Consider the following 25610-nt stretch of genomic DNA (forward strand, 5'->3'; position numbering starts at 1 on the left):
TATCCCGGAGACTGCATGGATGCTCTGGCCTCGCTACCGGAGAACAGCATCGACAGCGCGGTGATGGACCCGCCTTATCATCTGACGAGCATCGTCGATCGGTTCGGCAAGGATGGCGCGGCAGAAGCCAAGTCAGGTCGGACAGGCGCGTTCAAGCGCGCCTCTGCGGGGTTCATGGGCAAAGCGTGGGATGGAGGCGATATCGCCTTCCAGATCGAGACGTGGAGGCAAGTGCTCCGCGTGCTGAAACCCGGTGGATATATCCTCGCCTTTGCGTCAACGCGCGGGTTTTGGCGCATGTCTGTGGCGATCGAGGACGCCGGGTTCATTACGCACCCGCTGATCGCATGGGTCTTTGGTTCGGGTTTTCCAAAGGCGACCCGCCTCAAGGCCGACGGTTACGACGGCTGGCGCTACGGCGGGCAGGCGCTCAAGCCGGCGATAGAGCCAATCTACATGGGGCAGAAGCCCTTCAGTGAAAAGACTGGCACGGCGAATGTGCTGAAGCACGGCACTGGCGCCGTGAATATCGATGGCTGCCGAGTTCCGACTGACGAGACAATCACCGCCACTCGCAGCATTGCGCTGGGATCGTCTGGTGCTGGAGTCTTCGGGGCAGCGAAGGTTCCTGGCGTTTATGAACAGAAGGAAGGCGGTCGGTGGCCGGCAAACCTCATTCACGACGGCAGCGATGAGGTCGTCGCCGCATTCCCGCAGACAGAAAGTGGGACTGGAGCGATAAAGCGCGACACCGGAGCCGACCGCAACGGAAATACGGGCGTGGCCTACGGCTGTGAAAGCCGGCCGGCTGGCACTGAGATGATCGGCTACGGCGACGCCGGGAACGCGTCTCGCTTCTTCTATTCGGCCAAAGCCGACGCGGATGACCGAATAGGCTCCAGGCATCCGACCGTAAAGCCGGTTGACCTGATGCGCTACCTCGTCCGGCTGGTCACGCCTCCGGGCGGCACGGTCCTCGACTGCTTCGCCGGGACCGGGACGACCGGAGAGGCGGCATGGCGAGAAGGCTTCAATGCCGTCCTGATCGAGCGCGAGCCGGAATACCAAGCCGATATCGCAGAGAGGATGCGTCTCTGCCTCTCCGGAACTGACGAAAAGAAGCGGGAGATCATCAAGCGTCGCGGGCTTGTAGACGAGAACGCCGGGCCACTCTTCGGGAGTGTCAAATGACCCCCGACATCCGCCTCTACGTCGTCACCGACAACCCGCAGCTTGCGGCCGTCGAGCTCTTCGCGGTCGACCTGCCGTTCATCCCGGCCTGGGTGAAGATGGTGACGGCGCACGCCGACCTGATGGCGATCCCGACCGGTGCGCGGGTGATGCCGAGCTGGCACGGGAAGCGATCGCTCCTCGAGGACCTCTGGACCGAGGAGCGGGTGACCCGGCGCTTCCGCGACGGCTGGGACGAAAACCGTGCCGAGATCGCCGGCTGGCGGGCGCGGCGGCATGCGCATTTCCTCGCCACCTGCTGCGACCAGTCGGGCGCGCCTGTCGCGCAGGTCTCTTCCCGCCCGGCCGCGCCGCCGGCCGTCGCCGAATCGGCATCGCAGACCGCCGGCCAGACACCTGAACCCGGAAAGACGCCGGCCCCCAGAAAGACGAGGTGGACATGACCATGCTGCTTTTCGGCGAGGTCGAGATCGGCCCGGAACGCTTTGCCGCCATGGCGCCGCATCTTCGCAGCGAGGCGGTGCGGCTGCTCTCCGACGCCGGTTATGGCTGGAAGCGGATCTGCGCGGCGCTCGGGATCGACGCCGACACTTTCACCGCGCTCTACAAGTCGCGCCATGCCTTCCGCGTGGGCAAGCCGGACCGCGCCTTCCCGGCCGACGAGGACGGCGAGCGGAACCTCGTCGAGCAGGACACGCTGCAGGCGGCGATCCTCGCCGTGATCGCTGAGGAGGGCGGGCGCATCGCGCTTTCCTTCGCGGCACTCGCCGGGCGCATGGACGCGCCGAAGGAGCGGGTGATCTATGCCGTGCACCGGCTCGCCGCCAAGGGCCTGATCCAGAAGACCGGCGGCGGCGGACGCCGGGCCGTGGTCTGGTCGCTCACCCGCAAGGGCCAGCGGTTGGCGGCGGAAACAACGGGGGACGCGCCATGACCGGGAAGGACAATCAGCCGGCGATCCTCCTCGTCATTGCTCCTTATGTCGATCTCGGCCGGGAGCATGTGCGCAGCCATCTCGGCCTCGGGGCAGCACTCGCGCTCGGCCGGGTACGCGTCGTCACCGATCCGTGCGGCCTGCGCGGCTGGCGGATCGGAACGCTGGTCGAGGATAGCCTCTGGCCGACGCTGAGCCCGGATTGCCGGGCCGATTTCCGTGTCGCGCTCGACGTCTACATGTCCACCGGCCGGCTTCGCTACGCGACGGCGGACGACATGATCAAGCTGCTGGACGAGGTGCTGGCATGACACTCGTCTACGGGTCCGTTTGCTCCGGCATCGAAGCCGCAACGATGGCCTGGCATGTGCTTGGGTGGAAACCTGCGTTCTTCTCCGAGATCGAGGCCTTTCCGAGTGCGGTGCTTGCACATCACTACGGCTCCAACATGCCGGGCGAGCCGCTTTCGAAGAACGGAGTTCCAAACCATGGCGACTTCACGCAAATCACGGCAGATGCCGGGCCAGTCGATGTTCTTGTTGGAGGTACCCCCTGCCAAAGCTTCAGCGTCGCAGGAAAGCGCCTCGGACTGGATGATCCGCGCGGCAACCTCGCCCTCGAATATCTCGCACTGGCTCGCCGCCTGCACGCCCGCTGGTTCGTCTGGGAAAACGTCCCCGGCGTCGTTTCCTCTGTCACGGATGAAGAGGACGGTGAAGGCGGTGTTCGATCCGGACTTGAAGGCCGCGAAGCCGGAGACGAATGGGTTGAGGAAAGTGATTTTGCGACCTTTCTCTCATTCGTTCGGGAATGCGGGTATGGGTTCGCCTACCGGGTTCTTGACGCTCAATATGTCAGAGTGGACGGGTTTGGGCGGGCTGTTCCTCAAAGACGACGGCGTGTGTTCGTTGTCGGATATCTTGGAGACTGGCGACGTGCCGCGGCGGTATTACTTGAGCCCCAAGGCATGCGCGGGGATCCTGCGCCGCGCAGGGAAGCGGGGCAAGGAATTGCCCCTACAATTGCAAGCCGACCTACAGGCGGTGGCGGGCTCGGAACAGACTTCGACCTCGACGGAGGACTGATCAGCCGGGCCTTCGGCGGCGGCAATACCTCCGGACCTCTCGACGTCTCGACGGCCCTGACGGCCCTGACGGCCCACGGTCACAGGATCGATTTCGAAGTCGAGACATTTGTCGCGGAAGTGGCGCCTACGTTGAACGCGGGCGGTAATGACACTGGTGGCGAGCGGCAGCCGGGGACGACGGCCGACACCGCGACAATGCTCGTCGCGCATACGCTCTTGACTAAGGAAAACGACAGCCACGCTGCTGACCTCGACACCTATGTTGCGCACACCTTGAAGGCCGAAGGTTTCGACGCATCCGAAGACGGAACTGGAAGGGGTACACCGATCGTGCCTGCGGTGGCCGCGCCCTTGACGCTGGCCATTCGCGGTCGTGCTGGTGATCCAGACATCGAATGGCGGCAGGATGGTACCGCTAACGCCATTCTTACGCCTAACGGCGGGCGGGCGGGTGTAGGCGTCGGGGCCATAGCTTTTGCTCATCAGGCCGGCGGCAAGCAGACGACGCTCGGCTACAGCGACGACGGCAGCGTGCAAACGCTTTCTGCTCACCAGACGCCGGCCATAGCCCATCCGTGGGCCGTCCGCCGGCTGACGCCACGCGAGTGCGAGCGGCTGCAGGGCTTTCCCGACGATTTCACCGACGTGCCGTGGAACGGCAAGAAACATGCGGCCGACGGACCGCGCTACAAGGCGCTCGGAAATTCGATGGCGGTCAACGTCATGCGCTGGATCGGCCGTCGCATCGACCTCATGGAAAAGCTGGCCGCGGAGGGGAAGATATGACCCTACTCCGCAGCCTCCAGGCCGATCACCAGGCGCTTGCCCATGGCGGCGAGTGCGGCCGCGAGCATCGGCAGCTTGGTCGGCGTATCCGGATCGAGGATCCGGCGCACCTCCTTCTCGTCCCGGCCGAGCCGGCGGGCGAGCTCGGTGCGGGTGAGGCCCGCCTCGATGAATGTCTCGATCACCGCGATCTTCGCCGCGACCTCCGGGTCGGGCGAGATCATCTCGCCGCTCGCCTTCGCTTCCGGCAGGGGGCGCTTCATCTCCAGATAGGTGAGGAGCGCGACACCCAGCGCATCGGCCGCCATCTCCCGCGCGTCGGCCATGTCCTCGCCCTCGGTGATCGCCTCCGGCACGTCGTCGAAGGTCGCGACGAAGCCGCCCGGCCTTTCCGTCGGCTCGAAGCGGCAGGCATAAGCAAAGGTCTTCATTGTCTTCTCCGTTCCGGCCGCGATCGGCCTCTCTCTCATGCCAAGCAGCGGGGAGGGGCTCATTTGAGCCCCAGCCCCTTCCTGATCTTCGACGCCGTCTTCGGGTCTATCTCCCGGCTCGGGAGGGTCGTGAAACGGTCGCCTATGAAGACCGTTACATGCCCGCCCTTGCCCTTCGATTTGTTGACCCGGAAGGAGAGGCCAAGGGCTTTGGCTTCCTCTCTCAGCTCGGCGTTGAAGCGATCCCGCTTGTCCATGTCGATCTCCGTTTCAATGAAAACACTATCGGACATTTTTGTCCGAATGTCAACAGGCGTCGGACATTTTTGTCCGATTTCTTGGCCGTTGAAATTTGCCATGGCAGGGGGGCGCGCATGACCGACGCCCTCAAAGATTTCATCGAACGCGCCCGCGCGGTGTCCTTCGACAGGGCGCTCGGCCTCGTCGGCCTCGATGCGCCGGAGCGTGGGGAGTATCAGGGGCCGTGCCCGCAATGCGGCGGGGATGACCGGTTTTCCGTCAACCGGGCAAAGGGCGTGTGGAACTGCCGCCAGTGCGGCGGCGGGCGCGACGGCATCTCGCTCGTCGCGCACTGGAACCGGCTACCGCGCAAGGGCTACGGTTTTCTCGAAGCGTGCTCGCTGCTGCTCGACGAGGACATCCCGAAGGGCGGCGAGCGCGAGACGGCGGAACAGAAGGCCGAGCGCGAGGCGCGGATCGCTGAGGACGGGCAGCGTTTCGAGCGCGACCGCAAGAAGGACAATCCCTTCCGCGACCGCGACATCCGCAAGGCGCGCGGCATGTGGCAGAACGCCGTCGACTGCCTCGGCGCGACGGACGCCGCGCACGAAGGCCACCGCATCATCAGCGCCTACATGTTCGCCCGCTCCGGCTTCTGGATGCCGGGCGGGCTCTTCGAGAACGCCCGTTTCCTCGCCGCCTGCGGCTACTATCACGGCGAGGACAGGGCCGGGCGCTCCCTTTGCATCCATTCCGGGCCGGCCATGGTGCTGCCCTTCGTCGATCCGGCGGGGCGCGTCGTCGGCTCTCACCGGACATGGTTCGACCTCAAACGGCCGGAGGCGAAATACCGGCCGGTGCTCTGGGGTGTCTCGAAGGAAGGCAAGATGGCCGGGCTGAAGGACTGGGACGAGCCGACCGAGACGGCGATCGCCGCCGGGCATTTCGAGCGGCTGGCGACCAAGAAGATGCTGGGCGAGAAGAAGGGCGCGATGATCCCGCTCTGCGGCGATCCTTCAGCCGGACGCTGGGTCGTCGGCGAGGGGATCGAGAACGTCATGGCCTGGTGTTGCGCCGAGGGCGTGCGCGCCGACACCTTCTATTGTTCGGCCGGCGACCTCGGCAACCTCTCCGGCCCCCGCGACAGGGAGAGCGACTTCTTCCACCCTGAGATCCTAGACGAGGACGCGCGCGGGCGAAAGCGCCGCCGCAAGGTGCAGGGGCCCGTGCCGGACCCGCAGCAGACGGCGGAAGACGCGTTGCAGGTGCCCGACCACGTCGCCTTCGTCGGCCTCGTCGCCGACGGCGACAGCGAGCCCTATTTCACCGCCTCGGCCATGGCGCGGGCAGAAGCCCGCCTCGGCCGGGACGGGCGGACGATCGAGACTTGGTGGCCGCCGCGCGGCACGGACTGGGCGAAAGCGATCCTCGAAGCGATGCGGGAGGCGGACGATGCGTGAACCTCGCTTCTGGCTCTGGATAACGCCGGTCATCACCGGAGCCATCGTCGCCCGGATCAGCACCGAGACGTTCGGGGGCTGGCCCGGCTTGTCCGCGGCGTTTTCCGTGTCCCTTGCCGGATACGCCCTCTTCAATTTCATCCTCAATCGCCACTGGACCCGCAAATGACAGACACGAAGAAGAGCGGCGGCGTGCCGGAGGCTGTCCGGCGTCTGCTCGCGCAGGCACAAGGGGCGGGGGCGACGGGCTTTCCGAACCCGGACCCTTTGACCGTGGAAGAAGCGGAGCCCGATGAAGCTTCCCTCGAACTCTCTCCGGAGGAGCTGACCGAGGAGTGTGCTCGCGAGCCGGAGACGGACATCGGCAATGCCCGGCGAATGATCGCCCGGCATGGCGACGACATTCGCCACGTGACCCATGTCGGCTGGCACGGCTACACCGGAGGGCGCTGGCTCGAAGACGCATCCGGAGCGGTGGTGCGACGGCTCGCCCACAAGGTGGCCGAATGGATCGAGGAAGAGGCGATCCTGCTCGACTGCGACGACAAGGAGCGGGCGGCGATCGAGGCCGGCCGTCTGGCGCTCGAGCGGATGAAGGAGATGGGCAAGCCGCCGTCCGTGCGCGAGGAGGCCGACCAGGAGCGTCTCGCCGAGCTCGACCGGCTGATTGCCGAAGCGGCCGAGGCGGAAGTCGAGAAGGTGCGGCTCGGCCGCCCCAAGGCGGACTGGCCGGACGACTATCACGAACTGCACCGGACGCTGAAAGAGAAGGTCAAGAAGGGTGCCGCGGCCGAGCGCGAAAAGCGCAAGATGCTCGACGCGACCTCGGCATGGACGACGGAGCAATATGCCGAATATGCCCGGCTGCAGAAGGATGTCGAGGCGCTCGACAAGGCGGAAGGCAATCGCACGGGGCGAATGTCGTCCCGCCATGCATGGGCGAAGCGCAGCGCCTCGACCAGCGCGATCAACAACATGCTGACCGAGACCGCGCCTTACGTCTCCTGCGAGGTGAACGAACTCAACCGCGATCTCTACGCGATCAACTGCGAGTCGGGAACGCTGCGCTTCCACCAGGTGGAAGAGGACGGCAAGCGGCACTGGCGCGCGCGGCTCGACCCGCACCGTCCGCCCGACCTCATTTCGAAGCTCGCCAATGCGGTGGTGGACCGCGTGGCCGCCGCGCCGCAATTCGAGGCCTTCCTGAAACAGGTGATGCCGAACGTCGACCTTCGCCGGTTCCTGCAACGCTTCATGGGCTACTGCCTGCTCGGCAGCACGGCCGAACAGTGCCTGCTGTTCTTCTATGGTGCCGGCCGCAACGGCAAGTCGACCTTCGTCGACGTGATGATCGAGATCCTCGGCGACTACGCCGTTTCCATGTCGATCGACAGCTTCGCGGGCGACAAGCGCAGGGCTGGCGCCGAGGCAACGCCTGACCTCGCACGCCTTCCCGGCGCGCGCATGGTCGCGGCGTCGGAGCCGGAGATGGGGACGCACCTCAAGGACGCGCTCATCAAGACGCTGACCGGAGGCGAACCTATCCCGGTGCGACGGCTCAATCAGGACTTCTTCGAGCTGATCCCGCAGTTCAAGATCATTCTCTCCGGCAACCACAAGCCGATCATCCGGGACGATTCGGACGGCATCTGGCGGCGGGTGCTACTGGTTCCGTGGGAAATCCAGATCCCGGAGGCAGACGTCGACCGCGACCTGAAGCGCAAGCTCCTGAAGGAGCGCGCCGGCATCTTCGCATGGCTGGTGAAGGGCGCGCTCGACTATCTGGAAAACGGGCTCGGCGTCCCGGACGTCGTCAGGGCCGCCACCGCCGAGTATCGCGAGGAGAGCGATCCGATCGGCGCTTTCATCCGCAACGGCTGCCACGTGACCGGCACGGACGATGACCGGTCGAGCCCAGAGGACCTCTTCATCGGCTACTGCAATTTCGCCAAGCGGGAGGGCTTGTCGGAGTTCAAGCAGGCGACCTTCAACCGTCGCCTGCCGGACCAGCAGCGGAAGAGCTGGAAGGCCCCGGACGGCACAATGCGGCAGTTCCGCAAGGGCAAGAGCGGCAACACGATCTATTACGGCATCACCGTCAAGGCGGATTATATGGGCCGTCAGGGAGAGCCTCCGCCCGGCCGCTTCGACGACGAGCCGTTCCCGGAGGATTTCGGATGACAACGACCCGGACCCTTTGCCATGGTGCGTCCGCGCCGCGCCGCCGTCTTGCGCCCCTTCCTCCGAAGGGTTTGGGGTGGAAACGGGACGAAAGGGAAGCAGGCACAATCTGGCGCTTGTTTGCGTCCCTGTCAAAAGGTGCGGATTTTCAATCACTTATGACGCTAGGGAGGCTAGGGAGGCAAACCGCCGCCCTCGCATGGCGCGCGCACACGACAGCGGAAATGGAAAACCATGCGAGCGAGCCGGACAATATGAAATGAATTTCTGTTTGCGCGCGTCATGCGAGGGTCAAATTTATCTTCCCTAGCCTCCCTTCAATCCGGTCTTTTTGAAAACTCCAACAAAATCAAAGGCGGTTGAAAGCGGGTTTGGGACGCAAGCGGGAATATCAGGGAAGCAAGAGCCGAATTTGGGACGCAAAGGGTAGAGACGATGAAAACCGTGACAATCGAGGCCTTCCTGACCTGGGCCTTTACGCAGGAGCTCTGCAAGGTGGGCGGCGGAGACGGCCTGACGACGGTCGGGGCGTCGAACTGGTCGCTGACGCGGGATGTGGCGACGCTGGGCACGCTGATCGACCGCAGCCCGAACATCTATGGCGTGGTGCCCGGCTTCGTCGTCGACGGCGATCCGCATCCGGACGCTGTTGCGGCGGGCGAAGCGGTCCGTGGCCTCGCGCGCATCGGCTTCGAGATCCCGGAAGGCTGGGCGCCGTTCCCGGACTGGCCGGATGAGCACGGCCTCGTCGCACGCGAGGTGCGTCGCGTCGTCGACGAGGTGCGGGTGAAGGGCGACCGGCTCTCCGGTCGGCATCTCGTCGCGCTGGTCACGGGGGCGGCGATCCTCGGCCACGGCCCGGACTGGACGGCGGATTATCCCGGCCACCGCATGGTGATGAAGAACGGCCAGCCGGCATGGTTCGTCATGAAGAAGGCGAAGGACGCCTTCGGCCGCGTCTACGAATACGAGGCCGACGGGTTCAACCGCGTCAGTCAGCGACCGAGGAAGGGGGCATACCGGAGGTTCGAGCTGAAGAACATGATGAGGGGCACGGTGCTCGCCCGCCTCGACTGGCAGCTCTGGCAGGACGCGCTCGCGGTGCTCGCCGATGACCTGCAGGGGAGCCTTTCACACCACGCGATCGCGCCGTTTTCCGCCGACCGGCAGCCGTGGGCGAGGGTGAGAAAAGCGGTTGTTTCCGCATAAGTCATTGTAGCGGAAACGAAATCAGCCGTAGAGTTTGCTTTTGACGAGCGGCAGTTGTTTGACATAGCTTGACCACAGTGAAAAAGGTTCGGAAGGCCCGCTGGCGCAAACGCCCGGCGGGCTTTGCATTTGAGGGCGGGCGATGTCTCTGGTGCTCAAATGGCGGGACGTCTCGGGGATGCAACGCCTCGAGAACGCGATGGGCCGTTTGAGCGGCCCGCAACGGCATATGGCGCTTCAGCGGGCGGTCAATCATACCGGCGACAAGGCGCGCACGCAGGTGACGCGGGTTCTCGCCCGGCAGACAGGTCTGCCCTACGGCGTCATCAGGAAGGCGCTCAAGGTCAACAAGGCGGGCGGTGCCTCCATTTCCGACGGCGAGATTACCGTCAGGACGGACGCCAGTCTGGCCTACGTCATCACCTCGCGCGGCGGCGACATCTCGCTCAAGTATTTCAAGGCGCGTGAGACACGCGCAGGCGTGACCGCGGCGCCCTTTGGGCAACGGCAGTTGTTTCCGGGCACCTTCATCAAGGGTGGGCGGTTCCCGAACCGGGTGACCGCCAAGGGACTGAACGGCCACGTCTACAAGAGGACGGGCAAGGGACGCGGCCCGATCGAGCTGCAGGACTCGGGCGTCATCATCCCGGCCGAGATGGTATCGGGTGCATCGGCCGAAGCCTTCACCAACGTGGTCGAGGGCGAGCTTCCGAAGCGCACCATGCACGAGATCGAGCGTCTGGCCCCGGGCATCTTCGACTGACCCCACCCCCTAGGTTAGGGACCGTACCCCGCTCCCTCCCCCTGCGGGCGGAGAAGCGCCCGAGTTCTTGTCAGTCTGACGGGTCAGAAAGTTGGGTTAACGGGGTTAACGGGGTTAACGAGGCGGTTAACGCGGGTTATCGGATGGCGGATGTGATGTGGTCGATCGCGCGGATTGCTGCGCGGGACGGCGTTTCGAAGCCTGCCGTTTCGAAGACCGTAAAAAAGATGCTGGAGGCGAGGCCGGACATTCCAGTCGAGCGCGGAGCACAGGGTCAGGTCCTTGGCATCTCTCTCGCACACTATGACGAGTTCCGGCAACGGCATGTCAACCCGGCCAAGGCGACTGCCCCGCTCCGACCGATTGAGGGCAGTCTCGTCGATGGGCGCCGGCTAGCAGATCCACCACGTCTGGTGCCGGATCAGGACAGCTTCGAGGAGGCCCGGCGCCAGTCGGAATGGCTGAAGGTAGGCCGCGAGAAGATCCGGCACCAGGAGGACTGCGGACAGCTGGTGCGCCGCGACCGGCTTGAGGATGGGCACCGAGCCATCGGCGCCGAGCTGCTGTCGATCATTCGCCGCCTGCCGAACCGGGCTGACGACGTGGCGCTCGCGGTCTCGAAGGAGGGGGTGCACGGCGTGCGCGTCCTGTTGCGACAGATCGCTTTCGAGATCGGAAACCAGATGGCCGACAAGCTGGCCGAGCTCGCCGAGGCGGCACCCGAGCATGATCCGCTGATAGAGGACGAGGAAGCGTGACCATCCATCCCGGGGCTCTCAGGCTGGCGGCTTCGGTGCTTTCATCGGCGATCCGGCCGCAACCGCCCGTTCCTTTCGACCGCTGGCTTCCTCAAAACATCGTGCTGGTCGACGGCCCGAGGAAAGGCGAGTTCTGGTCGGCCGAGGATGCGCCCTATCTCGTCGAGATTGCGCAGTGTCTCAGCCAGGAGCATCCGTGCAATCTCGTGTCCGTGCGCAAGGCGCAGCAGACGGGCGTGACCATTCTGGCGCTCGCCTGGATGATCTACATCGCCGAGAACTGCCCCGATAATGCGCTCTACGGCGTTCCGGGCATCGACGCTCTGCAGGACATCAACTCCGGCAAGCTGCAGCCGCTCATCGACGAGTGGCAGCGCAAGACCGGAAAGCAGATCATATTCCCCACGACGAGTCGCTCTGGCGTCGGGTCGACGACATACGAGAAGAAGTTTCCGGGCGGGGCGATCTACCTCGCCAACGCCAACACCGTCATGGACCTCTCAGCCAAGACGACCCGCTACGGCGTCAAGGACGAGGTGTCCAAGTGGCAGCTGCTGCCGAACGGCGCTGATCCGGAAAACCTCTTCTTCGGCAGGTTCACGGCGTTCCGCCGGCAGAAGAGTTTCAAGATCCTCGAGCTGTCGACGCCGGAACTCGACAGCGGCGATGCGCTCGGCGAAGGACCCGGCCATTGCCGACTCGACCGGTCTTTCCGTCGGTCGGACCAAAGGTTCTGGCATGTCCGCTGTCCGGAGTGTGATACCGAGCAAGTGCAGGTTGATGCCAATCTGCTCATCGATCGCGGTCACCCGCACAAGACGGTGATGGCTTGCGTCAAGTGCGGGCATCACATCTCGGAAATGGAGCGGGTCCAGGCGGTTCGCGCCGGGCGGTACATACCCAGCCTGACGGGACCGGATCGCCATCCGGGCTTCCATGTCGACGCCTTCATGTCGCTGATGATGTCCTACGAGGCAATTGCCGAGGACAAGATCAGTTATGAGGCGAAGGGCGAGGCGGGCGCCAAGGACTATCATAACCTGGTGCTTGCCCTGCCATACCAGATGAAGGGCAATGCGCCCGATCATCAGCGATTGATGGAGCGGCGAGAGAACTACCCTGCCGGCACGATCCCGTCAGGCGGGCTCATCTTCGTCGCGGGCGCCGACGTACAGTCCTACGGCATCTATTGCGAGGGCGTGGTCTTTGGCGAAGACCGGCAGAGCTGGAACGTTTTCGCCGAGTTCTTCGAGGGGCCAACGGACAATCCGCAGACCGGGGCATGGGTACTTCTGGACGAATTCTGTTCGCAGGAATTCCCGGATGCCTTCGGCGTGCTACGCAAGATCGAGGCGCTCGCCGTCGACAGCGGCTACCGCACCAACCAGGTGCTGGAATTCTGCCGGCGCCGCCCCGATACCTACGCCATCAAGGGCCAGCCCGGTCGCGGTATCCCGGCGATCAGCGCGCCGGCAAAGAAGTCCGTCACCAAGCGCGGCAAACGCAAGCGCTACGGCTCGGCGATGAGCTGGAATGTCGGGACGTGGTCACTGAAGGCCGAGCTCTACGGCAACCTGCATAAGGTCGGACTACGATCCGGCGAGGCGGCCGATCCGCCGGGCTACTGCCACTTCCACATGGATCTCGGCGAAGAGTATTTCCAACAGCTGACGGCGGAGTACTTCCACCAGAAGCTGGTGAAGGGGAAGCTGCACGAGGAGTGGGCGCTCCGGCGCGAACATAACCATTTCCTCGACTGCCGCATCTATTCGATGGCCATGGCAGAGCACCTCGGCCTGTCCAGACTGACAAAAAGCCAATGGGCAGCGCTGAGAGCGAAGCGCGAACCGGAGACGGTCGCGGATCTGCTCTCCGCCGACAGCCAGGCCGTGATGGCAAGGCCGCAAGCGCCAGCCTCCGTCGATGACAGCGGCGAGGCAAAAGAGACGAAACAGCCTGAAAAGGCACGGGTCAACCGGTGGGCAAAGCGCAAATGACGGAAAAGACGAGGGTCAGGGTCAAGGCCGGGAGTTCGGCTGGGCCCACGGTCAGACCTGTCGGCCAGCCGTCGCAGCCGCGGCCTCGTGCTGCCTATATGCGCGATACCAAGTCCGGGGTGATCGCTTCGCGTCCTGCCTCGCTTCGCGAGCATCGTGACGAGGTGAGGCGTATTTATACGCGTGCCGCCGGTCTCGCGATGGACATGCTGCAGAATTCAGGACGGCTTCGCGGTGCGGCCGATCAGATCCTTGCCGATACCGTCGGCGTAGAACTGCAGCTCAACCCGAAGCCGCAGGTCGAGAGCCTCGGTTATTCGGCGGAAGAGATCACCGCGCTCGCCCGGGTCATGAAGCAGCACTGGAAAGTGCATTCCTGGAACCCGCTGGAATACGACTTTCGCGCCAAGGCGACGAATGCGCAGCATGTCGACATCGGCCTGCGCAACTGGATGGCTTTCGGAGAGAGCACCGGGATCTGCATCTACGTCCCGAAGGCACAGCGCCTGCCCGGTACGACGACAGGCTGGAAATTCCTGCTGATGTCGCCGAACAAGCTGACGCAGGACACCAGCGAGGTCGAGGGAATGTATCAGGGCGTCATTCACGACGCCCTCGGTCGACCGATCGCCTACCGTTTCGAAGAACGGCGCGACGGATTGCCCCAGAAGGTCACCTACGCGGCGCGCGACGCCGACGGGCGACAGCTCGTCATGCATGCCTTCGATCCGTTTTCTGCCGAGGACGTGCGCGGCCTGTCCCTGCTGGTGCCGAATTTCCGCAAGTACCTGATGGCGGAGAATGTCGACGACGCAAACGCCGAGATCCGGTTCCTTCAGACCGTCTATGCCGCGATCCTGAAAAGCGACAAGCCGAGCGCCGAAGCGTTCGAAGCCTTCGAGGCGATGACGGCCGCCGGGGCCGAAAATGTCGGTGAGTTCGCCGGCGATGTCGTCGATTACTTCCGGGCAAAGTTCGACCGGGCCGCAGAATCGGAAATTCGCATGGGTCCGGGCGCCGGAGTTTCGCATCTGGCTCCGGGCGAGGACCTGGAATTCAAGAATATCACGGCGCCGGGACCGGAGAACTCCGAGTTCATGGCCTCGCTGCACCGGGAAACGGCGCGCGGGCTCGGCATGAGCTATGGCGGCTATACGCTGGACTACACCAAGGCGACCTATGCCAGCACTAACATGGAGAATTCGGCGATCTGGCCGGTGACGCGGCGGCGAACCGACCGGATTGCGGCGCCGCACCAGCTGGTGCCCTATGCCAACGTGATCGACGAGGCCGTCGAAGAAGGGATTATCCCGATCAAGGGCGGTATTGAGGTCTATCGCGCCAATCGCGAGAAATTCCTCTGGGCGACCTGCAACGGCCCCGCCAAGCCGACGGCGGACGACGAAAAGCGTGCCAGAGCCGCGAGCGAGCGGATCGCCAACGGGAGTGGCGATCTCGAGGTGGAATGCGCAGAACTCGGCCTCGACCCGGAAGAGGTCTTCGAGAGCAGGCTTCGCTGGCACGAGAAGTACAAGGCGTCCGGAATGCCGTCACCGTTCGAGCGCGGGCAGGCCAGCAAGGCCGCGACCGCCGCGCAGGAAAACGCCAACCAGCAGGGAAACGCATGACGAATATGGTCAAGATCGACGGTGTCACCGTCGATGCGGACGATCCGTGCGCGCTATGGCAGGTGCTGTATTCCGCCAAGCTGAAGATGATATCCGGCGAGATCGTGCAGGAAATGACGATCCAGTCGCCGGTCACACGGGAGACGGTCGTCTTCTCACCCGGCAAGCTCGGAGCCCTCGACCAGGAATTGAACAGGCTCGCCGCAGCCTGCCAGGCCAAGACCAGTGGTCGCCGGCCGTCTCGCCGCTGGCAATTGAAGTTTTGAGGGTGTCGCCATGAGCTTTCGGTTTGCGCACGTGGCCCAGCGGCTGTTCGATACGCCGCTGATGTACGACCCGCGGAAGGCCGAGGCGTTCCTGCACGGGCTTGGGAGCCGGATCTCCGGCGATACGATCGTGATCACCAATCCGGAAGGAGCGATCGATCACATAGCCGGCGCCAACGGCCGACCGCTCGCAGGCAAGCTCGGCGGGCGCATCGAACGGGCCTATACGCGCAGCAACATGCTACCGTTCGACATGGTCGACAATGTCGCCATCATTCCGGTCGAAGGGAGCCTCGTGCACAAGGGAGGGTGGACTGGCAGCATGTCCGGCGAGACCTCCTATCAGGGGCTGCAGGCGCAGATCGCCATGGCGCGCAAGTCGAGCGCGGTGCGTGGCGTCGCGTTCGAATACGACAGTTACGGCGGCGAGGTGAACGGCGTTTTCGAGACGGCCTCCGGGATATCGCAGCTCTCGAAGGAGAAGCCGACGATCTCGATCCTGACGGACTGGGCCTATTCGGCCGGATACCTGCTCGCATCGCAAAGCCGTCAGATCGTCATGCCGCGTTACGGCGGGGCCGGGTCGATCGGGGTCATCATGATCCATGCCGACTATTCGCAGGCGCTCGACGACGCCGGCATCAGGCTGACGATCATCCGGTCAGGCAAGAAGAAGGCTGACGGCAATCCCTATGAGCCACTCAACGCCGAGATCGCCGGCAAATGGCAGGCGCAGGCCGACCTGATCCGGCAGGAGTTCGCCGGCGTCGTCGCGCAGGGCCGCAGTAACAGGATCACCAAAGCCAAGGCGCTCGCGACCGAGGCCGCCGTCTACGACGCCGGAGAGGCCGTCGCGATGGGGCTCGCCGATGCGATCGGCGATCCGGTCGAGGCCTTCGACGCCTTCGTCAGGGAAGTGAACCGGGGCTGACCGCCCGGCCATACCGCAGGAGACCATCATGGCAAGTCTGCTTGCTACCATCCGGGCCGCTGTGCGTCCCGGATCGCAACCCGATGCCCTCGACGCGATCGAGGGAGAACCGGATGCCTCGGCGTCCATCCTCGAAGAGCCTCATAGCGAGGCACAACACACCGGAGGTGACATGTCTGTGAACCAGACTGTGGCCGGTGCAGCGCAGGCTGCAACCGAAACCATCGCCGCCGTTGCCGCCGCATCCGGTGGTAACGACGGCTTCAAGGCAGCCGTGGATCGCTTCAGCGCGGTCCTCGGCGCAGACGGCATCAAGGGCGATGCCAGGCGAATGAGCGCCGCGCTCGACCTCGCCACGGCTTCGCCCGATATGGCCGCGGACGCTGTCGTCTCGTTCGTGACCGACAACGTCCCGGCCAGCACGACCGCGGCCGCGCCCGACGGGACTCCGGCAGCCGCCGAGGCCTCCGCGCCGCAGCAAAGGCCAGCAGCTGGCGCCTATGAGGCGCAGGTTCAGGCGGCTGCAAACCTCGCTATGGCGGGGAATCAGTCGCCGATGGCCGAAAGCGGGCTTCACAAGGCCGTCACTGCCCGCATCGAGGCCATGAAGTCGGCGCGCTGACCCGACCTGAACCAATAGGAGAATTGCGATGTCTCTCGGAGTATTCAAGGCCACGCGGCCGGTTCAGGTTTCTGACCTGGTGAAGCGTGAAATCGATATGGAACTGTGCCGCGAGCGGTTCACGCTTCTCGCCGGAGACGGGGCGGCGCGTAGCGTCGAGCTCGGCACGCCGCTCGGCAAGATCAGCGCGAGCGGGACGATCACAGCCACGCAGGCGGCGGTTGCCGGGAACACCGGCGATGGCACGCTGACGCTCGCCAACCCTGCATTTGCCGATGGTGCGAAGACCGGCGTCTACACCGTTACCTGCACCACTGGCGGGGCGGACGGAACGTCGAAGTTTCGCGTCGAAGATCCAGACGGCGTCCTTGTCGGCACTGCGACCGGCGGCGCTGCCTTCGACAAGGCGGTCAAGTTCACGATCGCCGGTGGCGCGACGGCATTCGTGGCCGGTGACGCCTTTACGGTCACTCTCGCCCGCGCAGCCGGCGCCAACGACGCGAAGGTGAAGGAATGGGACCCGGCGGCGACGGACGGTTCCGAAGTCATCTGGGGTTTTTCGCTGCGGTCCGTGACCGCCGCGGACGGTGTCGACAACACCACCGACGGCCTCGCCATTCGCCGCATGTCGGTCCTTCGCTCGCTGGCCATCAAGTGGCCTGCGGGAACGACCGATGCCCAGAAAGCCGCAGCGCTCTCCGACATCGAAGAACGTCTGGTGCTGGTCGCCCGCACCTGATCCACAATCGGAAGGGGCTATAGCCCCGCATGAAAGGTCATTGTCATGCCTGAAATTCTTCTCCCCTACACCGATGTGGAACTGACCGAGGAGGTCAACCGCATCCCCAACACCTACGGGCTGATCAACGCCCTCAATCTTGCCCCGTCCGAGACGAAGGGTTCCCGCTATGTGCGGATCGGCTATCGCGACGGACAGATCTACGTGCTGGCGGCCGAGCCGCGCGGTGCGCCCGGCGATGTCGGTGAGAACGACACCGAGAACTCGATCATCTTCGAGATCCCCCACTTCCCGCATATCGATTTCATCGGTCCCGACGACATCGACAATGTCCTCGAGATCGTCAACGGGCAGATCACCCCGGCATCGCTCGACCGGGAAGTCGCCCGCAAGCTCGACACCATTCGGCGCAAGCACGGCATCACGCGCGAGTATGTGCGGCTCGGCATGCTGAAGGGGCTCATCAAGGACGGCAAGGGCCGCACGCTCTACGACCTTTATGACGTCTTCGGGATCACGAAGAAGACGGTCGATTTCACGCTCGGCACGGCGGGCACCAACATCATGGACAAGTGCGAAGAGGTGCGCGACCACATCCAGACGAACCTGAAGGGCGAAACGAGCAACGGCATCGAGGTCATCGTTTCTCCGACATACTTCAGCAAGTTTGTTGCGCACCCGAATGTGGAGAAGTTCTGGCTGCAGGCGCAGAACTCCACCTACCATACGGAGATCACCCGCTCCAATCTCGGCGGTAACTGGGGCCGCAGCCTTCTGTTCGGCGAGATCCTCTGGCGTGAGTACAAAGGCTCTCTGCCGGTCAAGAGCGCATCCGGCGAAATCACGTCGGAACCGAATGTCGCGGCAAACATGGGCCACGCATTCCCGACGGGCACCCAGAACATGATGCGTACCTATGACGGCCCCGTCTACCACATCAACCGGCTGAACCAGCCCATCGACGGCACGGCCGAGCCGATCCTCGTCACGACGAAGGAACTGGCGCATGGCGCCGGCTACGAACTGAAGTCGCAGTCCAACATTCTGGCCATCTGCAAACAGCCGGAATGCCAGGTGGAAGTCACGACTTCGAACTGACGACAGACGTGACCGGTTTGGCCGGTCACGTCTGCCAAACGAGGAGTTGACACCGTGGACTTCAAGACCACCCGGGCGCGCCTACCGTCGATGACGCGGGAGGTGTTCGGGGAGCCGTGCACGATCATTCCGATGGCCGAAGGCCGTCTGAAGAGCGGACCGGACGGGACACGCACGCAGCAGAGCGGCGTTGCGGGGCGTTTCGACTTCAATCCGGAGGAATTCGCGCTCGGCGGCGGGCGGAGCACGGGAGAGCGGGCGAAGGTCGCGGGCGAAAGCGCGACGGTCAGCTTCGACCGTGCTGCACTCGCCTGGGTGCCGCAGTCTCCCGACCGGGTGTCGCGCGTTCGCGACGGCGTGACCGAGGTTTACGAGATCGTCCGGCCCGGTCGCGACGGCTCGAACGTCGTCATTTTCCATCTTTCGAGAGTGTCCTGATGGGTGTGGTTCGGCAGCTCATACAGATCGCGTTCACGGAAGCCGTGCGCGGGCGGACGATTGCCGGCGATGCCGTGCATGACAGCCTGATCAAGGCCCTGCCGCAGATCATGGACGGCGAGACGCACCCGGTCATTGCCGTGTCGATCGAGGATTGCGTGAGCGACAACGCAAGCGGGCTCTTTCGCACCGACACGTCGATGACGCTGATGCTGCAGCTGGCGATCGCGAAATCCGTGACCGTGCCGGTTACCATCGGTCAGGGCGAAAACGCCGTGACCACCGCGCTCGAGATCGGCGACACGGACGCGGCGCTGGAAGCCGCGCTCAACCTGCTCGACCGGCAGTGGCGGATCGCGCTCTCCGACCCGAACAACGCCTGGGCCGAACTCTTCCGGCTGCTGGTGCCGACGGTCGGCAAGGTGAGCGACATCCGGCTGACCGACCCTGAAACCGGCAGAAAGCACGCGGCGCGGATCGTCGAGATCGCGATCGAGCCGATCGCGGAACCCTACCCCGGGCAGGGCGACACGGAGATCGTGCGGCAGGGGCTTGAGCAGGTCGCGGCTGTTCCCGACTACGCGGACCTCGCGGCCATCTTTTCAGATTCGCTCGATGCCGGTGCGGATCTCTATCTCTGGCAGGTCGTGCAGGGGCGCCTGCTTTCGACCGCGCCGGTGCCGGCGCTGATCGGGGTCGGGACGCCCGACGACGGACAGGAAGTGCTGATCTCGGACGCGACGCTCGAGATCGGCGGCCAGATCGAAGGGCAGGCATGAGATGCACGACGATGACCTGGTGCGGATCATTCTGTCGCTGCGCAACGAGGTCCGCAGCCTCAGGCGCGCGGTTCAGGGCATGCAGCGCTTCGGGACCGTCCATTCCGTGGACGGAGACGAGCGGCGGGTGCAGTTGCGGCTCGCCGGCGAGGACGGATCGGAATTCCTCTCGCCGAAGCGGCCATGGGCGGATTTCGCCGGGGCCGAGAAATCGTGGCGGCCGCCGAGCGAAGGGCAACAGATGCTGATACTTTCGCCCTTCGGCGACATGCGGCAGGGGATCGCCGTGCCGCTCACCTTCTCCAATGCAAACCCGGCGCCGACCAGTGCGCTCGATGCCCGTATCCTTTCCGCCTTCGGAGACGGCCTGATCGGCTTCACCGCAGGCGGTGACGAGGCACAGGTCTTTGCCGGAAAGGTCGATCTCGGCGCGGCGGGCGGACAGCGCGTCGCCCGGGTCGGTGACAAGGTGCATGTGGCCACCGGCTCGTCCGCCGGCCTGTGGCCGATCGTCGAGGGTTCGGACAAGGTGTTTGCGGCATGACGCAGTTCGGCATGGACAGGCACAGCGGCCGGTGGATTTCCGGATGGGCATCGGTCGCGCAGGCGATCGAGGTTCTGCTGACCACCCGCTATTTCGAGCGGGTGCTGCGCGAATATGTCGGCTCGCCGCTTCCGGCGCTGCTCGGCGAGACGGCGAACCTCGAAACTGTCTCGAAATTTCGCTGGGCGATCGCAATCACGATCCTGCTTTTCGAGCCGCGCTTTCTGCCGACGCAGATCGCGATGACCGAACTCGACAGGCCCGGCAATTCCAGCTGGATCATCCGCGGCAAGTATCGGCCGCGGGCCCATCTCGGCGACCTCACGGAGGCCGGCGAGGTCACCCTCACCATCGGCGCCAGCGGCGCCGGCCAGATCGTAGCCGGATAGACATGGTCGACCTTTCACTTCTTCCCGCTCCGGCGATGATCGAAACGATCGACGCCGAGGCGATCATCACGCGCATGGCGACCGCTTTCACGGCGTGGGCGCTCGACGAGCACGGCGTCGACGTCTCGGGGATCGTCTCGCTGGAGGGCGAACCGCTCGCCGTCCAGATGCAGTTCTACGCCTATGAGGAAGCGCAACTGCGTGCCGCCTTCAACGACGTGCTGAAATCGACGCTGCTCGCATTCGCGGCCGGAACGGATCTCGACCACGTGGCCGCAGACCACGGCGTGACGCGCCTTGCGGGGGAGGGAGACGACCAGCTCCGCAGCCGCGTCATCCTCGCCGACCAGGGCAACTCGGCCGCCGGATCGGAAGAATGGTACGCGTTTCACGCCCGGTCTGCCTCTGTCGAGGTTGCCAATGTCGCGGTCTACCGCAAGGGCACCGGACCTGAAATCGAACTGGCGGTGCTTTCCACGGCCGCCGACGGTGTTGCGAGCGAGGACCTGCTTCTGGCGGTGCGCACTGTCGTCACCTCGCCATCCGTCCGGGCGCTCAACGACGTGGTGACGGTGGTCGCGGCGACGCGCGTCTTCGTCGACGTGACCGCCGACATCTGGCTTCTGCCCCAGACGCCGATGGCCGTGTTCGACGGCCTCGAAGCGGAGCTACGTGCGGCGCTCACATCAGAGGGCGGGATCGGCTTCGACGTCAACGAGGCCTGGATCAAGGCGAAGCTGATGCGGGCAGGGGTCGCGAATGTATCGCTCACGATCAGTGACATCGTCGTCGCCGACAACATCGCCGCAACGATCGGGACGGTGACGCTCACCTACAAGGGCCGGATGCGGTGACGGAAGACCTCCTGCCGGACAACCGCACGATCCTCGAGGAGGCGCTCGCGGTCGCCACCGACCCTCTTCCGGTCGTCTCCGGGACGATCGAGGGTGCCCGCGGCTATCGCTATGCCCGCCCGCTCAACGCCAGCGTGGCGCCGTGGCTCGTCTACGAATACGGGCTCGGCCCGATCTCGGAGTATTTCGCGACCGTCGAGGACCTGATCGACCTCGGCCGCGCCTGGCAGCGGATCAGGGGGACGCCTGCCGCCCTGAAGACGGCGCTGGGCTGGATCGGCTACGGCGCTCCCGTCGTCGAGGACCAGGTGACCGGCCGGCGCCGGTGGCACCTCTATCAGATCGGCATGGGAGCGCTTCCGGGTGCGGACGAAAGCCGCAAACTGGCGGATGCCGAGCATCTGGCGAGCATATCGGACCCGGCGCGCTCGGAAATGTTCCGCGGGTATCACGGCTATGACGTCCGGGCCATGGTCTGGGGCGGCAAGCGGTTCGGGGACGCCCTCCTCGGTGACAGTTCCGGCGTCCGGATCAACGGCGGTTCCGTCAAGTGGAGCCATGGACGGAGTCATGCCGTCGAGGTCGCCGGAGCGGTCACGGACTGGGCGTATTTCGGGTGGGACGATGCGCTTGCCGACACGGTGACGGCCTCCGGGACATGGTCTGACACGCTGAGCTGGGACACCCCCATGCTCTACTGGGACGGGACCGCTGCCGAGGCGGCCGTGAAGACATGGCTCATCCTTCAGCGGCAGGCGCATCTCGTCTTCCGCGACGGAAACGGTGCCGCAATCGGCTACGCCCGCGTGATCCGTGTCGCCACCGACAATTCGTCCGCAGCGCTCGCACCATCGGTCATCTACCAGGTCCGGACGGGTTTCGGCGACGGGGACGGGAAAACCGCCGCGTCGGTCGGGGTCATTTACGACCTCATCACCCGTGACGGCGTCAAGCCCGCGAAGAGCTGGCTTGTTCCCTCCGAGGTCGTGCCCGCGTCAGGGGTCGATGTCGGCTCCGGTGCCTTTGCCCACACATTCCAGCGGACCGTTCGCGAGACGGTCACGCTCACCCTCACCATTTCCTGAGAGCGGATCATGACCACGAACGTCTTCGACACCGTCGCCCACCCGGATCTGGCCAACGTCCATGACCGTAGCGGCGACCGTCCGGCCATAGACCGCGTCTACTTCGGGGAAGGGGACTTTTCCCAAGCCGCAGACCTCAACGAGGCCCTCTCGATCGAGGAGCGGAAGCGGGCCGCAATCGGCGACCTCATCGCCAAGGACGGCGATCGGCTGTCCGGCGGCGACATCATCGTCGATGTTGCCACGTCGACCGTTCAGATCTCGGCCGGTTCGCTCTATGTCCGCGGTGCTCCGCGCTCCGTCGACGAGGCCGTCCTTACCTCTGTCCCCATGACTGGCGACGTCGAGCTCGGCGTCCGTGTCGTGGTCACTCCGATCACGGCCGATGACGACGAAATCTTCTATGGACTTGTTCCGGGGGTGGAGAGCTACGGCGAGCCCGGTGCCGTGCGGACGACGATGTCGGTCACCTGGGCATTCGAGAGCGATGGTGGCGCAGGCGAATTCTACCGCTACGCCCTGCTTCGCGACGGTCAGGTCATTTCGCAGTCCGCGCCGCCGACCCTGACGGGCGTGCAGAAGCAGATCGGCGTCTACGACTACGATGCCCATGGCAACTACATCGTCCGTGGATGCTCGGTGAAGGCGCTCGGCCTCAACGGCACGAAGCGCATCTTCTCGATCGGCGCCGGCGTCTGCAACGTGCAGGGCGCCAAGGTGAACCGGGAGGCCGACAATCGCTTCGAGGTCGAGGAAGAACCCGACCTGGCAACCGTCGATCTCGAGCCGCACACCTTTCAGAGCGGCGGTACCGGGACGGCCGTAATCACGGTCCGGCATGGCCCGATTGCGGCGATCAACACGCTGACGGTCACCAAGGAAAAGACGGTGACCATCACCAAGGGAACCGCAGGGTCAATTGACGCTCTGCCGGATACAGGTGTTGTATCCATCCTCGAGGTGACGCAGGGCGCGACAACCTATGTCGTTACCTCGGACTACACCCGCAACGGAGACGCCGTTGATTGGTCCCCGGCTGGTGATGAGCCGGCGACCAGCTCAAGCTACACGGTGAAGTACCGCTATTATGACGCCGTCATCGCGGATAGCTTCACCAGCACGACAGTCACCGTTACCGGTGGCGTCGACAACACTGATGTCTTCCTCGGTTACACCTACAAGCTGCCGCGTCACGACAAGATCCTGATCCTATCCGACGGCAGCTTCAGCTACCTCAAGGGGCAGTCATCCCCGGAAAACCCTCATCCTCCGCATGAGCCGGAGGATGGCCTGGCACTCTGCACCGTCAAGAACGACTGGTACAACACACCGGAGATCGTCAATGACGGGGTCCGGGCGCTGGATTTCAGGCGGTTGAACCAGTTGCAGACCCGGCTCGAGCAGACGATCGACATGGTGCTGCTGGAGCGGCTGAAATCCGACGCCAATGCGCGCGCCGCCGGGCCGACGCTCGGGATCTTCACCGATCCGTTCTGGGACGACAGCCGGCGCGATCTCGGCGAGACACAGGACGCCGCGTGCTTCGACGGGACCTTGCAGATCGCTATTACCCCGGACGTTCGGTCCATTCGACTGCCGTCGATCGGCATGCTCGACTATGCCGAAGCGACGGTGATCAACCAGAGCCTCTACACGGCCTGCATGAAGATCAACCCGTACATGAACTTCTCGCCGGTCCCGCCGTCGATCACGATCGAGCCGTCGAGCGACTTCTGGACGGAAACGGCAACCGTCACTCTGTCGGATGTAACGCAGGTATTCGGTAGCGGAAACAAGACAAGGATACGGTCTTCGGTGACGTCCGAAACCGTAGCCGACACGGCAATCGCCTATCTTCGACAGATCCCGATCACGTTCACGGTTTCCGGTCTTGGGGCGGGCGAGGCGCTCGCAAGCCTCAGCTTCGACGGGGTCGACGTCAATCCGGGCGGGATCGTCGCCAATGCCGAAGGGGTGGCAACCGGTTCCTTCGTCATCCCGGCCCATGTCGCGGCCGGCACGAAGACGGTGCGGGCATCGGGTGCCGCGGGCCTGGCATGTTCTACCACCTTCCGGGGCGAGGGTCGGCTAGAGACGACGACACAGCAGACCACGACCGTGTTGGAGAGATTCTCCACTGTGGTTGTCCGCCGCCCAGTCATGCGGGAAAGCTCAGAGCGGAATAGCGACCCGCAGGCGCAGAGCTTCGCTCTGCAGACCGGCCGCTTCATCACCTCGCTCGATCTCCGCTTCTGCAAGATCGGCAATCGGGCGAACCCTGTCGACATCGACATTGTGACCATGGAGAACGGGTTGCCGACGCAAACCGCCGTCGCAACTGCTCGTCTCTCCATGTTCGGTGTCGTCGCCAACACCTGGACACGGATCAGGTTCGATCATCCGGTCTATATCCCGGCTGACACCTATGTCGCCTTCGTGGTGCGCACCGACGATGGTGAACACTCGGTTTCCATCGCCAATCTCGGTGATTTCGATGCCGCCAATCAGCGGTGGGTATCTGCCCAGCCCTATGTCGTAGGGGATCGTTTCGACGGCTCCAACAACTACTCCTGGCTCGTCCATCCGGATAGCGACATCACCTTCCGCGCCAACGCAGCTGCGTTCGGGCCGGCGTCGAAGACGATCCTGCTCGGCACATTTGCGGTCACAAACCTCTCGGATGTGCTGATCCTGGCGGATGTCATCCTGCCGGAGGCATCCTGTTCCGTCGTGTTCAAGGTGAAGATTGGGTCGGCAACATACACGCTTTCGGCAGAGCAGACGCTCGAATTGACGTCCTTCTTCACCGGGGCCGTCACCGTGAGCGCGGTGCTGACCGGAGACGCAAGGGTATCGCCGGTCCTCTCGCGCGACATCAACATCGTCTTCGGCACCATGAAGGCATCCGGCCGCTATGTCGGGCTCGGTTTCACCATGGGCGATCCGGTGCAACTGGATATCGTCTTCTCCGGGCTCCTGCCATCCGGCTCGGCCGTCAGTGTCGCTGCTGACGGGAATGACGACGTCTGGACGGCGGCGACGCTCACCACCTCAGTCCCGATCGATGACGGCTTCACCGAATACACCTATCGCATCCCGGCTCATTCGGCGCCTGACGGCGGGCGGGTTCGGATCGACATCACCGGCACGCCCGCGGCTCGTCCTGCGGTCTCCGATCTCCGCGCATTCACTTTCTGAGG

At 64.5% G+C, this 25610-nt stretch carries 27 protein-coding genes; 25 read left to right on the forward strand and 2 right to left on the reverse strand.

Annotation, left to right across the window (positions count from 1 at the left end):
* Nucleotides 1–15: 15 nt before the first annotated feature.
* From EUU22_RS19010 to EUU22_RS19030, 5 genes are read left to right on the forward strand one after another with little or no spacing between them, the layout of a single operon-like run.
* Complete coding sequence (locus EUU22_RS19010; RefSeq protein ID WP_165351218.1) at nt 16–1191, forward strand: DNA methyltransferase; 1176 nt, start codon at nt 16–18, stop codon at nt 1189–1191.
* Entirely contained in the window at nt 1188–1634 is a 447-nt protein-coding gene (locus EUU22_RS19015; RefSeq protein WP_129333546.1) for a hypothetical protein, read from the forward strand. Before EUU22_RS19010 ends, EUU22_RS19015 begins: the two co-directional genes overlap by 4 nt.
* Nucleotides 1631–2125 (forward strand): winged helix DNA-binding protein, encoded by a 495-nt coding sequence (locus EUU22_RS19020; protein WP_129333547.1) that lies wholly within the window; start codon nt 1631–1633, stop codon nt 2123–2125. The genes EUU22_RS19015 and EUU22_RS19020 overlap by 4 nt, the downstream gene beginning before the upstream one ends.
* Nucleotides 2122–2436 (forward strand): hypothetical protein, encoded by a 315-nt coding sequence (locus tag EUU22_RS19025; RefSeq protein WP_129333548.1) that lies wholly within the window; start codon nt 2122–2124, stop codon nt 2434–2436. Before EUU22_RS19020 ends, EUU22_RS19025 begins: the two co-directional genes overlap by 4 nt.
* Complete coding sequence (locus tag EUU22_RS19030; RefSeq protein WP_129333549.1) at nt 2433–3998, forward strand: DNA cytosine methyltransferase; 1566 nt, start codon at nt 2433–2435, stop codon at nt 3996–3998. The genes EUU22_RS19025 and EUU22_RS19030 overlap by 4 nt, the downstream gene beginning before the upstream one ends.
* Before the next feature lie 2 nt (nt 3999–4000).
* Here EUU22_RS19030 and EUU22_RS19035 read toward each other — a convergent pair whose 3' ends face one another.
* Together EUU22_RS19035 and EUU22_RS19040 are read right to left on the reverse strand one after the other, a co-directional pair.
* On the reverse strand, nt 4001–4429 hold the full coding sequence (locus EUU22_RS19035) for a type II toxin-antitoxin system HicB family antitoxin (protein ID WP_129333550.1): 429 nt from the start codon (nt 4427–4429) through the stop codon (nt 4001–4003).
* Between the two features lie 59 nt (nt 4430–4488).
* Nucleotides 4489–4788 carry a hypothetical protein gene (locus EUU22_RS19040; protein WP_129333551.1) on the reverse strand — a complete coding sequence of 100 codons (300 nt, stop codon included), beginning with the start codon at nt 4786–4788 and terminating at the stop codon, nt 4489–4491.
* Between the two features lie 15 nt (nt 4789–4803).
* Between EUU22_RS19040 and EUU22_RS19045 the strand changes: the two genes are divergently transcribed.
* From EUU22_RS19045 to EUU22_RS19135, 20 genes are all read left to right on the forward strand, one after another.
* Nucleotides 4804–6129 (forward strand): primase-helicase zinc-binding domain-containing protein, encoded by a 1326-nt coding sequence (locus tag EUU22_RS19045; RefSeq protein ID WP_129333552.1) that lies wholly within the window; start codon nt 4804–4806, stop codon nt 6127–6129.
* Nucleotides 6122–6298: a hypothetical protein gene (locus tag EUU22_RS25345; protein WP_165351219.1), complete on the forward strand. Its 177-nt coding sequence runs from the start codon at nt 6122–6124 to the stop codon at nt 6296–6298. Before EUU22_RS19045 ends, EUU22_RS25345 begins: the two co-directional genes overlap by 8 nt.
* On the forward strand, nt 6295–8310 hold the full coding sequence (locus EUU22_RS19050) for a phage/plasmid primase, P4 family (protein WP_129333553.1): 2016 nt from the start codon (nt 6295–6297) through the stop codon (nt 8308–8310). Before EUU22_RS25345 ends, EUU22_RS19050 begins: the two co-directional genes overlap by 4 nt.
* Nucleotides 8311–8745: 435 nt before the next feature.
* Nucleotides 8746–9519 carry a hypothetical protein gene (locus tag EUU22_RS19055; RefSeq protein WP_129333554.1) on the forward strand — a complete coding sequence of 258 codons (774 nt, stop codon included), beginning with the start codon at nt 8746–8748 and terminating at the stop codon, nt 9517–9519.
* 142 nt (nt 9520–9661) lie between these two features.
* A complete protein-coding gene (locus tag EUU22_RS19060) occupies nt 9662–10282 on the forward strand; it encodes a phage tail protein (protein ID WP_129333555.1) in 621 nt (206 codons plus the stop codon).
* Between the two features lie 143 nt (nt 10283–10425).
* Entirely contained in the window at nt 10426–11040 is a 615-nt protein-coding gene (locus tag EUU22_RS19065) for a hypothetical protein (protein WP_129333556.1), read from the forward strand.
* Nucleotides 11037–13037 carry a terminase gpA endonuclease subunit gene (locus EUU22_RS19070; protein WP_129333557.1) on the forward strand — a complete coding sequence of 667 codons (2001 nt, stop codon included), beginning with the start codon at nt 11037–11039 and terminating at the stop codon, nt 13035–13037. Before EUU22_RS19065 ends, EUU22_RS19070 begins: the two co-directional genes overlap by 4 nt.
* Nucleotides 13038–13135: 98 nt before the next feature.
* Entirely contained in the window at nt 13136–14665 is a 1530-nt protein-coding gene (locus EUU22_RS19075; RefSeq protein ID WP_245485131.1) for a phage portal protein, read from the forward strand.
* The gene (locus EUU22_RS19080) at nt 14662–14931 is read left to right on the forward strand and encodes a hypothetical protein (RefSeq protein WP_129333559.1); all 270 of its coding nucleotides are present in this window, start codon (nt 14662–14664) and stop codon (nt 14929–14931) included. Before EUU22_RS19075 ends, EUU22_RS19080 begins: the two co-directional genes overlap by 4 nt.
* A 10-nt stretch (nt 14932–14941) precedes the next feature.
* Nucleotides 14942–15862, forward strand: a complete 921-nt coding sequence (locus EUU22_RS19085; protein ID WP_129333560.1) for a S49 family peptidase — start codon at nt 14942–14944, stop codon at nt 15860–15862.
* A 28-nt stretch (nt 15863–15890) separates the two neighbouring features.
* Complete coding sequence (locus EUU22_RS19090; RefSeq protein ID WP_129333561.1) at nt 15891–16484, forward strand: hypothetical protein; 594 nt, start codon at nt 15891–15893, stop codon at nt 16482–16484.
* A gap of 28 nt (nt 16485–16512) precedes the next feature.
* The gene (locus tag EUU22_RS19095; RefSeq protein ID WP_129333562.1) at nt 16513–17223 is read left to right on the forward strand and encodes a head decoration protein; all 711 of its coding nucleotides are present in this window, start codon (nt 16513–16515) and stop codon (nt 17221–17223) included.
* A gap of 45 nt (nt 17224–17268) precedes the next feature.
* Entirely contained in the window at nt 17269–18321 is a 1053-nt protein-coding gene (locus EUU22_RS19100) for a major capsid protein (RefSeq protein WP_129333563.1), read from the forward strand.
* Nucleotides 18322–18375: 54 nt separating this feature from the next.
* On the forward strand, nt 18376–18759 hold the full coding sequence (locus EUU22_RS19105) for a hypothetical protein (protein ID WP_129333564.1): 384 nt from the start codon (nt 18376–18378) through the stop codon (nt 18757–18759).
* Nucleotides 18759–19538: a hypothetical protein gene (locus EUU22_RS19110; RefSeq protein WP_129333565.1), complete on the forward strand. Its 780-nt coding sequence runs from the start codon at nt 18759–18761 to the stop codon at nt 19536–19538. Before EUU22_RS19105 ends, EUU22_RS19110 begins: the two co-directional genes overlap by 1 nt.
* Before the next feature lies 1 nt (nt 19539).
* Nucleotides 19540–20082, forward strand: a complete 543-nt coding sequence (locus tag EUU22_RS19115) for a phage baseplate assembly protein V (RefSeq protein ID WP_129333566.1) — start codon at nt 19540–19542, stop codon at nt 20080–20082.
* On the forward strand, nt 20079–20471 hold the full coding sequence (locus tag EUU22_RS19120; RefSeq protein ID WP_129333567.1) for a GPW/gp25 family protein: 393 nt from the start codon (nt 20079–20081) through the stop codon (nt 20469–20471). The genes EUU22_RS19115 and EUU22_RS19120 overlap by 4 nt, the downstream gene beginning before the upstream one ends.
* A 2-nt stretch (nt 20472–20473) precedes the next feature.
* The gene (locus EUU22_RS19125; protein ID WP_129333568.1) at nt 20474–21325 is read left to right on the forward strand and encodes a baseplate J/gp47 family protein; all 852 of its coding nucleotides are present in this window, start codon (nt 20474–20476) and stop codon (nt 21323–21325) included.
* Nucleotides 21322–22410: a phage tail protein gene (locus EUU22_RS19130; protein WP_129333569.1), complete on the forward strand. Its 1089-nt coding sequence runs from the start codon at nt 21322–21324 to the stop codon at nt 22408–22410. The genes EUU22_RS19125 and EUU22_RS19130 overlap by 4 nt, the downstream gene beginning before the upstream one ends.
* Before the next feature lie 9 nt (nt 22411–22419).
* A complete protein-coding gene (locus tag EUU22_RS19135; protein ID WP_129333570.1) occupies nt 22420–25608 on the forward strand; it encodes a DUF4815 domain-containing protein in 3189 nt (1062 codons plus the stop codon).
* Nucleotides 25609–25610 lie beyond the last annotated feature (2 nt).

Source organism: Ciceribacter ferrooxidans (assembly GCF_004137355.1).
GTDB classification, from domain to species: domain Bacteria; phylum Pseudomonadota; class Alphaproteobacteria; order Rhizobiales; family Rhizobiaceae; genus Allorhizobium; species Allorhizobium ferrooxidans.

Excerpts from the sequence above, each read along its gene's own strand:
- EUU22_RS19010 (WP_165351218.1), top strand. The coding sequence starts at position 16 with ATGGATGCTCTGGCCTCGCTACCGGAGAACAGCATCGACAGCGCGGTG.
- EUU22_RS19015 (WP_129333546.1), top strand. The coding sequence starts at position 1,188 with ATGACCCCCGACATCCGCCTCTACGTCGTCACCGACAACCCGCAGCTT.
- EUU22_RS19020 (WP_129333547.1), top strand. The coding sequence starts at position 1,631 with ATGACCATGCTGCTTTTCGGCGAGGTCGAGATCGGCCCGGAACGCTTT.
- EUU22_RS19025 (WP_129333548.1), top strand. The coding sequence starts at position 2,122 with ATGACCGGGAAGGACAATCAGCCGGCGATCCTCCTCGTCATTGCTCCT.
- EUU22_RS19030 (WP_129333549.1), top strand. The coding sequence starts at position 2,433 with ATGACACTCGTCTACGGGTCCGTTTGCTCCGGCATCGAAGCCGCAACG.
- EUU22_RS19035 (WP_129333550.1), bottom strand. The coding sequence starts at position 4,429 with ATGAAGACCTTTGCTTATGCCTGCCGCTTCGAGCCGACGGAAAGGCCG.
- EUU22_RS19040 (WP_129333551.1), bottom strand. The coding sequence starts at position 4,788 with ATGGCAAATTTCAACGGCCAAGAAATCGGACAAAAATGTCCGACGCCT.
- EUU22_RS19045 (WP_129333552.1), top strand. The coding sequence starts at position 4,804 with ATGACCGACGCCCTCAAAGATTTCATCGAACGCGCCCGCGCGGTGTCC.
- EUU22_RS25345 (WP_165351219.1), top strand. The coding sequence starts at position 6,122 with ATGCGTGAACCTCGCTTCTGGCTCTGGATAACGCCGGTCATCACCGGA.
- EUU22_RS19050 (WP_129333553.1), top strand. The coding sequence starts at position 6,295 with ATGACAGACACGAAGAAGAGCGGCGGCGTGCCGGAGGCTGTCCGGCGT.
- EUU22_RS19055 (WP_129333554.1), top strand. The coding sequence starts at position 8,746 with ATGAAAACCGTGACAATCGAGGCCTTCCTGACCTGGGCCTTTACGCAG.
- EUU22_RS19060 (WP_129333555.1), top strand. The coding sequence starts at position 9,662 with ATGTCTCTGGTGCTCAAATGGCGGGACGTCTCGGGGATGCAACGCCTC.
- EUU22_RS19065 (WP_129333556.1), top strand. The coding sequence starts at position 10,426 with ATGGCGGATGTGATGTGGTCGATCGCGCGGATTGCTGCGCGGGACGGC.
- EUU22_RS19075 (WP_245485131.1), top strand. The coding sequence starts at position 13,136 with ATGCGCGATACCAAGTCCGGGGTGATCGCTTCGCGTCCTGCCTCGCTT.
- EUU22_RS19080 (WP_129333559.1), top strand. The coding sequence starts at position 14,662 with ATGACGAATATGGTCAAGATCGACGGTGTCACCGTCGATGCGGACGAT.
- EUU22_RS19085 (WP_129333560.1), top strand. The coding sequence starts at position 14,942 with ATGAGCTTTCGGTTTGCGCACGTGGCCCAGCGGCTGTTCGATACGCCG.
- EUU22_RS19090 (WP_129333561.1), top strand. The coding sequence starts at position 15,891 with ATGGCAAGTCTGCTTGCTACCATCCGGGCCGCTGTGCGTCCCGGATCG.
- EUU22_RS19095 (WP_129333562.1), top strand. The coding sequence starts at position 16,513 with ATGTCTCTCGGAGTATTCAAGGCCACGCGGCCGGTTCAGGTTTCTGAC.
- EUU22_RS19100 (WP_129333563.1), top strand. The coding sequence starts at position 17,269 with ATGCCTGAAATTCTTCTCCCCTACACCGATGTGGAACTGACCGAGGAG.
- EUU22_RS19110 (WP_129333565.1), top strand. The coding sequence starts at position 18,759 with ATGGGTGTGGTTCGGCAGCTCATACAGATCGCGTTCACGGAAGCCGTG.
- EUU22_RS19115 (WP_129333566.1), top strand. The coding sequence starts at position 19,540 with ATGCACGACGATGACCTGGTGCGGATCATTCTGTCGCTGCGCAACGAG.
- EUU22_RS19120 (WP_129333567.1), top strand. The coding sequence starts at position 20,079 with ATGACGCAGTTCGGCATGGACAGGCACAGCGGCCGGTGGATTTCCGGA.
- EUU22_RS19125 (WP_129333568.1), top strand. The coding sequence starts at position 20,474 with ATGGTCGACCTTTCACTTCTTCCCGCTCCGGCGATGATCGAAACGATC.
- EUU22_RS19135 (WP_129333570.1), top strand. The coding sequence starts at position 22,420 with ATGACCACGAACGTCTTCGACACCGTCGCCCACCCGGATCTGGCCAAC.